We start from the raw sequence: 7,858 nt of genomic DNA on the forward strand, positions 1-7,858 counted from the left end.
CGGTGAACCTCGATCACGCGCACCAGGCGGCGCGGTGAAGCGGCCAGCTCGGCCGCGTCGGTTTCAGGAACAGGTTGAGAACAAATGGCCACCAGGGCCATCGCGGGCGTCAAGCCCACCGAGCGCAAGCGCTCTACATCCATTTCGATCATGGTGAGATCTGTCTTCCATCGTCAGGAATGCACGGCGCAAAGCCATGCGAATGCCAGCACGCAAAAGGCGCAGCGGCAACGAAGGGGGAAGAGGGTCAACCGTGGCGCATGAAGCGCCGCAGCAGAAGTTCAGATCTCAGCGCAAGGCTGAAAGAGAAGACGAGCGGCTCAGGCGGCGCGAGCGGCGACCCACAGGGAAACAATGTCTGCGTAAACCATGGTTTGTCTCCTTCATGTGGGTTGATCGGGCTGCACGGCGTGCAGGGCGCAAAGTCTGGCACGGTCGCGCAGCGCGGTCAACCCGTGCCCGCACTCGGCACCGCAGCCGTGCGTTCCTTGCGCGTCGCATGCCCGGGCTTGCGCAGAAGCAGGCGAGTCGGCTGGGCTTGTGCAACCCTTGACTCTCTTTGCACGGACATGGACACCGGATGAACCTCAACGTCAACATGAAGGGCATGGCCCTCACGACCCTCGCAGCCGCGGCAGCCATCACCGCCGGCGGCATGCCGGTGGCGGCACACACCCACACCGCCATCCCTGCGGCACCAACCTACTCCGACTGGCCCAGCATCCAGAGCGCGGTGGTGCGCGATGAAGCGATGGAAGCGCGAATCGCCGGGATCGTGAGCGCGATGACGCTCGAGCAGAAGGTCGGCCAGATGACGCAGCCCGAGATCAAGAGCATCACGCCGGAGCAGGTGCGCCGCCACTTCATCGGCTCTGTGCTGAATGGCGGCGGCACCTGGCCGGGTGGTCGCAAGCATGCGACGGCGGCACAGTGGGTCGCGCTGGCAGACCAGTATCACCATGCCTCGATGGACACAGGCTTGCCCACGCCCATTCCCATCATCTGGGGCACCGACGCCGTGCACGGGCACAGCAACGTCCACCAGGCCACGCTGTTTCCGCACAACATCGGCCTCGGCGCCGCACGCGACCCGGCCCTGGTGCAGCGCATCGGCGCATCGGTGGGCCGCTCGGTGCGGGCCACGGGCCTGCGCTGGACGTTTGCACCGACGCTGGCGGTCGCCCGCGACGACCGCTGGGGGCGCGCCTACGAGAGCTTCTCGGAAGACCCCGCGCTGGTGCGCGCCTACGCCGGGGCCTACGTGACGGGCTTGCAGGGCGATCTCAGCGCCGACACGAACATCCTCGCCACGGCCAAGCACTTCATCGGCGACGGCGGCACCGAACGTGGCACCGACCAAGGCGTGAATGCGGCCAGCCGCCACGACCTGATCAACCTGCACGGACAGGGCTACTACACGGCGCTGGCCGCGGGCGCCCAGACCGTGATGGTCACGTTCAACAGCTGGGCTGCGCCCCATGCGGCCGTCCCGGTCGGCAAGCTGCATGGCAGCAAGGAGATGCTCACCGATGTGCTCAAGACGCGGATGGGATTCGACGGTCTGGTGGTGTCCGACTGGAACGGCATCGGCCAGGTGCCGGGGTGCACCAACGCAAGCTGCCCGCAGGCCATCAACGCCGGCGTGGACATGGTGATGGTGCCCGAGGAGTGGCGCGCCTTCATCACCAACACGGTGGCGCAGGTGCGTGACGGCAAGATTGCGATGTCACGCATCGACGACGCGGTCACGCGCATCCTGCGGGTGAAGTTTCGCGCCGGCCTCTTCGATGGCCGCAAGCCTTCGCAGACTCCGGGCGCGGGGGAGCAGGCGCGGCTGCTCGACCGCTCGTTGGCACGCGAAGCGGTGCGCAAGTCGCTCGTGCTGCTGAAGAACGACGAGGCCGTGCTGCCGCTGGCGCGCGGGCGCAAGACCCTGGTGGTCGGCAAGAGTGCCAACAGCGTGCCCAACCAGGCCGGAGGCTGGAGCCTGACCTGGCAAGGCACCGGCAACAGCAACGCCGATTTCGAGGGGGTGAGCGACACCCTCCTGGCCGGCATCCAGGAGGCGGCGGGTGCGGCCCAGGTGACGTACAGCGAAAGCGGCGCGGGCCATGACGTGAACAACTTCGACGTGGTCATCGCGGTGATCGGCGAGACCCCTTACGCCGAAGGCCCGGGCGATATCACCCAGACGCTGGCCCTGTCGGCACGGCACCCCGAAGACCTCGCGGCCATCGAGCGCGTGGCCGGCCGCGGCAAGCCGGTGGTCACGGTGCTGCTGAGTGGCCGGCCGCTGTATGCCAACGACATCGTCAACAAATCGAGCGCCTTCGTGGCCGCGTGGCTGCCCGGAACCGAAGGAAAGGGTGTGACCGACGTGCTCTACCGAGACGCGCAAGGCGGCGTGGCCCATGACTTCAGCGGCACCCTGCCCTTCTCGTGGCCGGCCGCGCCCTGCCAGACCCCGCTGAACCAGGGCGACGGGCAGGTTCCGCAGTTCCCGCTGCATCACGGGCTGCGTTATGCCCAGGGGGCAAGCCTTGGCATGCTGCCCACTCCGGCCATCCCGCGGTCGTGCGGCCCCGTGTCGAGCGACCTGCTGGTGTTCAACCAGGTGAGCCAGGCGCCGTATGCGCTGCACGTCAGCACGGCCGCCAACCACTGGCTCGCCGTGCCGGTCGCGCCTGATCTGAATGCCACCTTGAACGTGCCTTCTGCCTCCTCACCGGCCATGCGGGTGGAGACGACCCAGATCACCACCCAGCAAGACGCCAAGCGCATCACGTGGTGGTCGCACGGCCAGTTCTTCGCCAAGGCCCCGACCGTGCAGAACCTGAGTAGGTTCACAGGCGGTGCGCTCGAGTTCGATGTGGTGCTGAACGACGTGCCTTCGTCGACCGTCAAGCTGCACATGGAATGCAATCAGCCCTGCCGGGGCAGCGTGGACATCAGCGCGGCCTTGGCGGCCCTGCCCCGCGGAACGAAAACCACGCTCAGCATTCCGCTGGATTGCTTCACCCAGAAGGGCGCCAGGCTCGAAGCGATCGACGTGCCCTTCTCGATCGAATCGACCGGCACGTTGAGCCTGGCGGTGGGCAACATCCGCCTACGAAAAACGGCGCCTCCCGGCGCCGCTTGCCCTGCCTGATCAGCTCACCACCAGGACTCGCCCTGCAAGCCCACGGTGGTGCCCGCGCGGCGATCGCCATACACCTGCTGCAGGCGTTCTCCGTTCACCCAGTTCTGGCCCAGCACCTGGCGTGCGGCCTCGTTCCAGACGGCGTGCGTGACGAACAGGCGCAGGGTCGGGCGCGACCACGGGTCCTTGCCGGCCGAGATGGCACCGGCCAGCGTGAGCTTGGTCAGCGTGCGCACCTCGGCGCCATCGGGTTTCACACGGTCGTGGCCGAGTTCCACCAGCATGCGCAGCGGGCCGGTGATGTGGGTGTCGGTGCGCGCGCCAACGGCCGTCCAGCGGCTGTCGACGCCTGCATTGCTGGCCACACGGTATTCGCCCAGCAGGTCGATGCGGGTGCCGAAGGGCAGGTTGCCGCTCTGCTGCACCACGGCCCGGGTGTTCTTCACCTCTCCCAGCTTGTCGTGCTTCACGCCCATGAGCAGCTCTCCACCGAGCACGCCGGTGAGGGTGTGGTACACGCCGACGGAGAGGCCCTTGGCCTCGCTTGCGGTGGCAGTGTCGGTGACCTGGTTGCGTGAACGTGTCTGCACGGTGGGCGTGACGTAGACCGCGAGCGAACCGTTGGGCACGGTCTTGATGTCGCTCAGGCGCAGTGGCACCGAGAAGCGGTTGTTGTTCGCGGTGTTGAGCGGGTTCATCACGAAGGCGATGCTGGCCTTGGTGATGCCGAGGTCGATGTTCTCCACACCGCCGCCGTCACCGTCGTTGTTCTCCAGGAACTGGTCGTTGATGCCGGTCTGCAGGCGGTTGTAGAAGCGGCGGCCGATCCAGGCCGTGCCGTTGCCGAGCACGCTGATCTTGTTGCCGTAGACGTAGGCCTGGCCAAATCGGGTGGTGAGCTCGCTGGTGCCGTTCTCGGTCTGGCCCCACGCGCGGTAGACGCTCGGCATCACGCGGGCATGCCAGTCCGAGCCTTCGAACTCGGAGACCTTCACGTCAAACACGGGCTCGATCACGTAGTCGCATTCATTGCCCAGGCGAAACTTCGTGTCGGCGCCCGGCAGGCCGAAGCACACCTGGGTGCCGCCGCGCGTGCTGACGCCGGTGCCGGCGCGAAAGTAGCCGGAAAAATCGACGCTGGCAGCGTGGCTGGCAGACGCCAGGGCACACAGTGCGGCGGCCAAGGTGAGTCGGGTTGTCTTCAAGCGGTTCTCCTGGTTTTCATCGGGGCGAGTTGATCCACCGCGCGCAGCCCCCAGTCACTGCGCGCGTGGTTCGAACGGGAGTGGCCTCAGGGCCTGAGTTCGATGCGCCCCACCTGGAAGTCGACCGCGCGCTGGGTGCCGGACAGGGTGGGGTCGCTGACCTCGATGGCAGCGACGGTGGGCGCGGTCGATGCGATCGACTTGCCACGCGCCTCGCAATAGCCCTCGGGCGCAAAACCCGCGAGCGGGATCGTGAGCTCTCGCAAGTCGGGCGACACGGGCACCAGCGCCACCGGGTAGCAGCCGGCGTCACGGGTCGCGGCGTCGGGGCCGATCACGCGCAGCCGCAGCTGTCTGGCCGTGGACGAAGCGAGCTGGATGTGCAGGCTGCGCTGTGCCGAAAGATCTGCCGTCTTGCCCGGCGCGCCCGGCGAGCTCATGAAGCCGATGCCGCCCCAGCTGCTGCCCTTCTGCGCCCAGAGGCTGCCGGTGACACGTGCCACGCCGTTGGCAACCGCCACCTGGTCGAGCTTGGCATCGCCGGGCTTTTCGGAATAGGCGAAGGCCTGGTACTGCCCGCCTTGCGCGGTGGCGCCGCCAGGCTGCGGCACGGCGAAGACCAGTGATCCGGCGGCAGGCGCCGGGGCAGCTGCCGGCGCCGCGGCGGCGGGCGGCTTGTCAGCGGGCTTGTCGACTGGTTTGTTCACCGTGCCGCACGCTGCGAGCGCCGCCAAAGCGATGGCGGCGAACACGAAGCGGTGGCTGGCTGAGGTGTCGAGGTTCATGAAGTGGGTCTCCAGTCTTGGTTTTGTGGCACGAGGTGCATCGGGTTCAAGGTATCGGGCTGAGCTGCAGCCGCGCCATCGAGCGAGCCGGCAGCGTCAGGCGGCGACCGGCTGGCAAGCTGGCGAAGGGGGCTTCGTCTTCCACGATCGCGGCGTCGAAATACCGGGCTTGCTGCACCTGCCAGCCGGCGGCGTCGAGATCGACGGTGACGGGCTTGGCCTGCGTGTTCAGCAGCAGCACCTGCAGGCTGTTGCCCTGGCGCACGGCGTGTGACCACAGCTTCGGGTGGCTCGATGTGGCCTTCACGAAATGCCCTTCGAGCGCGTTCAGAAACTGAAAGCCGTAGTAGCTGGGCCGCGGCACGCCGGCGTTGTCGAGCAGGCCGTGGAAGCCCGTGCCCTGGTAGGCGAAGTAGTGCGCCATGTCCACGCCCTGCTGCGCCATGCGCAGCGCCGCCTCGGTAGCCCACAGGCCGGCCGGCATGTCCGACAGGAAGCGCGGGCGGTCGGTTTTCCACGAGAGCCCGTATTCGGTCACCGCCAGCGGCACCTCGCGGCGGTGGCCGAGCGGGTTGCGCCGCGGGTCGCTCAGCAGCGCACGCATGCTGCGGATCGAATCGTCGAGCTTCGAGATGCTGGCCAGCGCGTCGTCCTCGGTGCCGTCGCCTTCTGTCGGGTAGATGTGCCAGGAGAGCACGTCCACCACGTCGCCGCACTTCTCGACGAAACGCTCGATGAACCGCATCGGCGCCGCGTAGACGCCCGAGATCGCCGGCCCGGCCACCAGGGCCTTCGGGTCGGCCGCCTTGACCGCCTTGGCCTGGGCGCGGAACACATCGCAATACCGGTCGGCCGTCCAGCTCGGGTCACCGCGGGTCACGCTGTAGAGGTCGGGCTCATTGCCGATCTCCCAATGGCGCACCTTGAGCCCACGCTCGCGGGCCATGCGCACCGCATTCGCGGCATCCTCCGGCTCGTTGGCGGGCTTGCGATCCACGCGGCCGGCGAACACGCGGGTCTGGATGACCAGCTCCGGCTGGCCCTTCACCAGCGTGAGCAGCGAGCGGAAGGTGTCGAGCGAGGCGCCGTCCATGTCCTGCTCGTCGCCGATGTTGCCGCCGGGGAAGCGCAGCGAGGCGGCCGGCGTCTTGGCCAGGGCCTCCCCCTGGTCGACCATGGCCATCCAGTTGCCGAAGTTGTAGCCCCGTGTCACTGCCGGGTTGACGGCCGGGCCCCGCTCGTCGGCGCGCACGCTGACGCGGATGTCCGCCGGGTTCGCCTTCGCGTCGGGCGTGCCGGTGCCCGAAGCGCAGCCCGCGAGGATCGATCCGGCCGCTGCGGCCACGAGCAGGGTGCGTGCGAGTGCGCTCAAGTGGGGTGCTTTCACGAAGCGAACCCTCCTTCCTGGATCAGCCGGCGGTACCAGTGGAAGCTTTCTTTCGGCGTGCGTTTGAAGGTCTCGAAGTCCACGTGCACCAGGCCAAAGCGCATGCCATAACCGTAGGCCCACTCGAAGTTGTCGATCAGCGACCAGGCCATGTAGCCGCGGATGTCGCAGCCCGCGCGCAGGGCCCGATCCATCGCGATGACGTGGCGGCGGAAATACTCCACCCGCGCTGCGTCGTCGATCGACCCGTCAGCGTCGGGCAAGGTGTTGTCGCACGCGCCGTTTTCGGTGATGACGATGGGCGGGTTGCCGTACTCGTCCTTGAGCCAGGTCAGCACCTTGTAGAAACCATCGGCGAAAACGCTCCAGTCGATGTCGGTCTTCTTGAAACCGGGTACATCGACCGACTCGATCAGGCGCATGCGGTGGATTTGCCGCAGTGCCTCGTCTGCCGGTTCGGCGGCGGCGTGCGCCGGCGTGGCCGCGCGGGTGTAGCCACCGGTGTAGTAGTTGATGCCCAGCACGTCGGGGCGCTGGCCGATGAGGGCCATGTCACCGTCCTGCACTGGCGGGTGGATGCCCATCTCCGCGTACCTGCGCAGCGTGGCCTTGGGGTAGCGCCCGTGGAACAGCGGGTCGATGAACCAGCGGTTGAACCACTCCAGCCCGCGTTCGCAGGCTGCGATGTCGTCGGGGTGGCTGGAATACGGCTCGTGCCATTCGACGTTGGGGGCGATGCCGATCTTGCCGGTGCGCTCGCTGAGCCTGAACTCCTTCACGCTCAGGCCGTGGGCGAGCAGCAGGTGGTGGGCCACCGTCACCGCACGGGCCAGGTCTTTCTCGCCCGGTGCGTGCAGGCCGAAGGCATGCGACAGGAACGACGCGCACCACGGCTCGTTGATCGTGAACCAGCACGGCACGTCATCGCCCAGTGCCTTGAACATGGCCTTCGCGTACTCGGCGAAGTCGTAGGCGCAGCGGCGGTTCATCCAGCCGCCTTCGTCTTGCAGCGCCTGCGGCAGATCCCAGTGGTAGAGGGTCACCATCGGCTGGATGCCTGCCTCGCGCAAGAGCCGCACGAGCTTCTGGTAGTAGGCGACACCGGCCGGGTTCAACGGGCCGCGCCCGGTGGGCATGACGCGCGACCACGAGATCGAGAAGCGGTAGGCGCGCGCACCCATCTCGCGCAGCAGTGCCACGTCGTCCTCGACGCGGCGGTAGGAGTCGCAGGCGCGGTCGCCGGTGTCTGCGTTCGCCACCCGGCCGGGTGTTTTGCTGAAGGTGTCCCAAATGCTGGGCGTGCGGCCGTCAACGTTCACTCCTTCGGCAGCAGCATGATCTC

General features: G+C 67.6%; 5 protein-coding genes. 1 reads left to right on the plus strand and 4 read right to left on the minus strand.

Annotated elements, in window-relative coordinates; all coding sequences use genetic code 11:
* Positions 1–580: 580 nt before the first annotated feature.
* Positions 581–3,148: a glycoside hydrolase family 3 N-terminal domain-containing protein gene (locus tag RMO40_RS22305; RefSeq protein WP_309725797.1), complete on the plus strand. Its 2,568-nt coding sequence runs from the start codon at positions 581–583 to the stop codon at positions 3,146–3,148.
* 5 nt (positions 3,149–3,153) lie between these two features.
* Here the strand turns inward: RMO40_RS22305 and RMO40_RS22310 are convergent, their stop codons facing one another.
* From RMO40_RS22310 to RMO40_RS22325, 4 genes are all read right to left on the minus strand, one after another.
* Entirely contained in the window at positions 3,154–4,344 is a 1,191-nt protein-coding gene (locus RMO40_RS22310; protein WP_309725798.1) for a carbohydrate porin, read from the minus strand.
* Positions 4,345–4,430: 86 nt separating this feature from the next.
* Entirely contained in the window at positions 4,431–5,129 is a 699-nt protein-coding gene (locus RMO40_RS22315; RefSeq protein WP_309725799.1) for a hypothetical protein, read from the minus strand.
* 46 nt (positions 5,130–5,175) lie between these two features.
* The gene (locus tag RMO40_RS22320; protein WP_309725800.1) at positions 5,176–6,516 is read right to left on the minus strand and encodes a GH39 family glycosyl hydrolase; all 1,341 of its coding nucleotides are present in this window, start codon (positions 6,514–6,516) and stop codon (positions 5,176–5,178) included.
* A partial coding sequence (locus tag RMO40_RS22325; protein WP_309725801.1) for a GH1 family beta-glucosidase occupies positions 6,513–7,858 on the minus strand: 1,346 nt, incomplete at its 5' end. The genes RMO40_RS22325 and RMO40_RS22320, both read right to left, overlap by 4 nt.

It is taken from the genome of Rhizobacter sp., from assembly GCF_031412075.1.
GTDB lineage: Bacteria > Pseudomonadota > Gammaproteobacteria > Burkholderiales > Burkholderiaceae_C > Rhizobacter.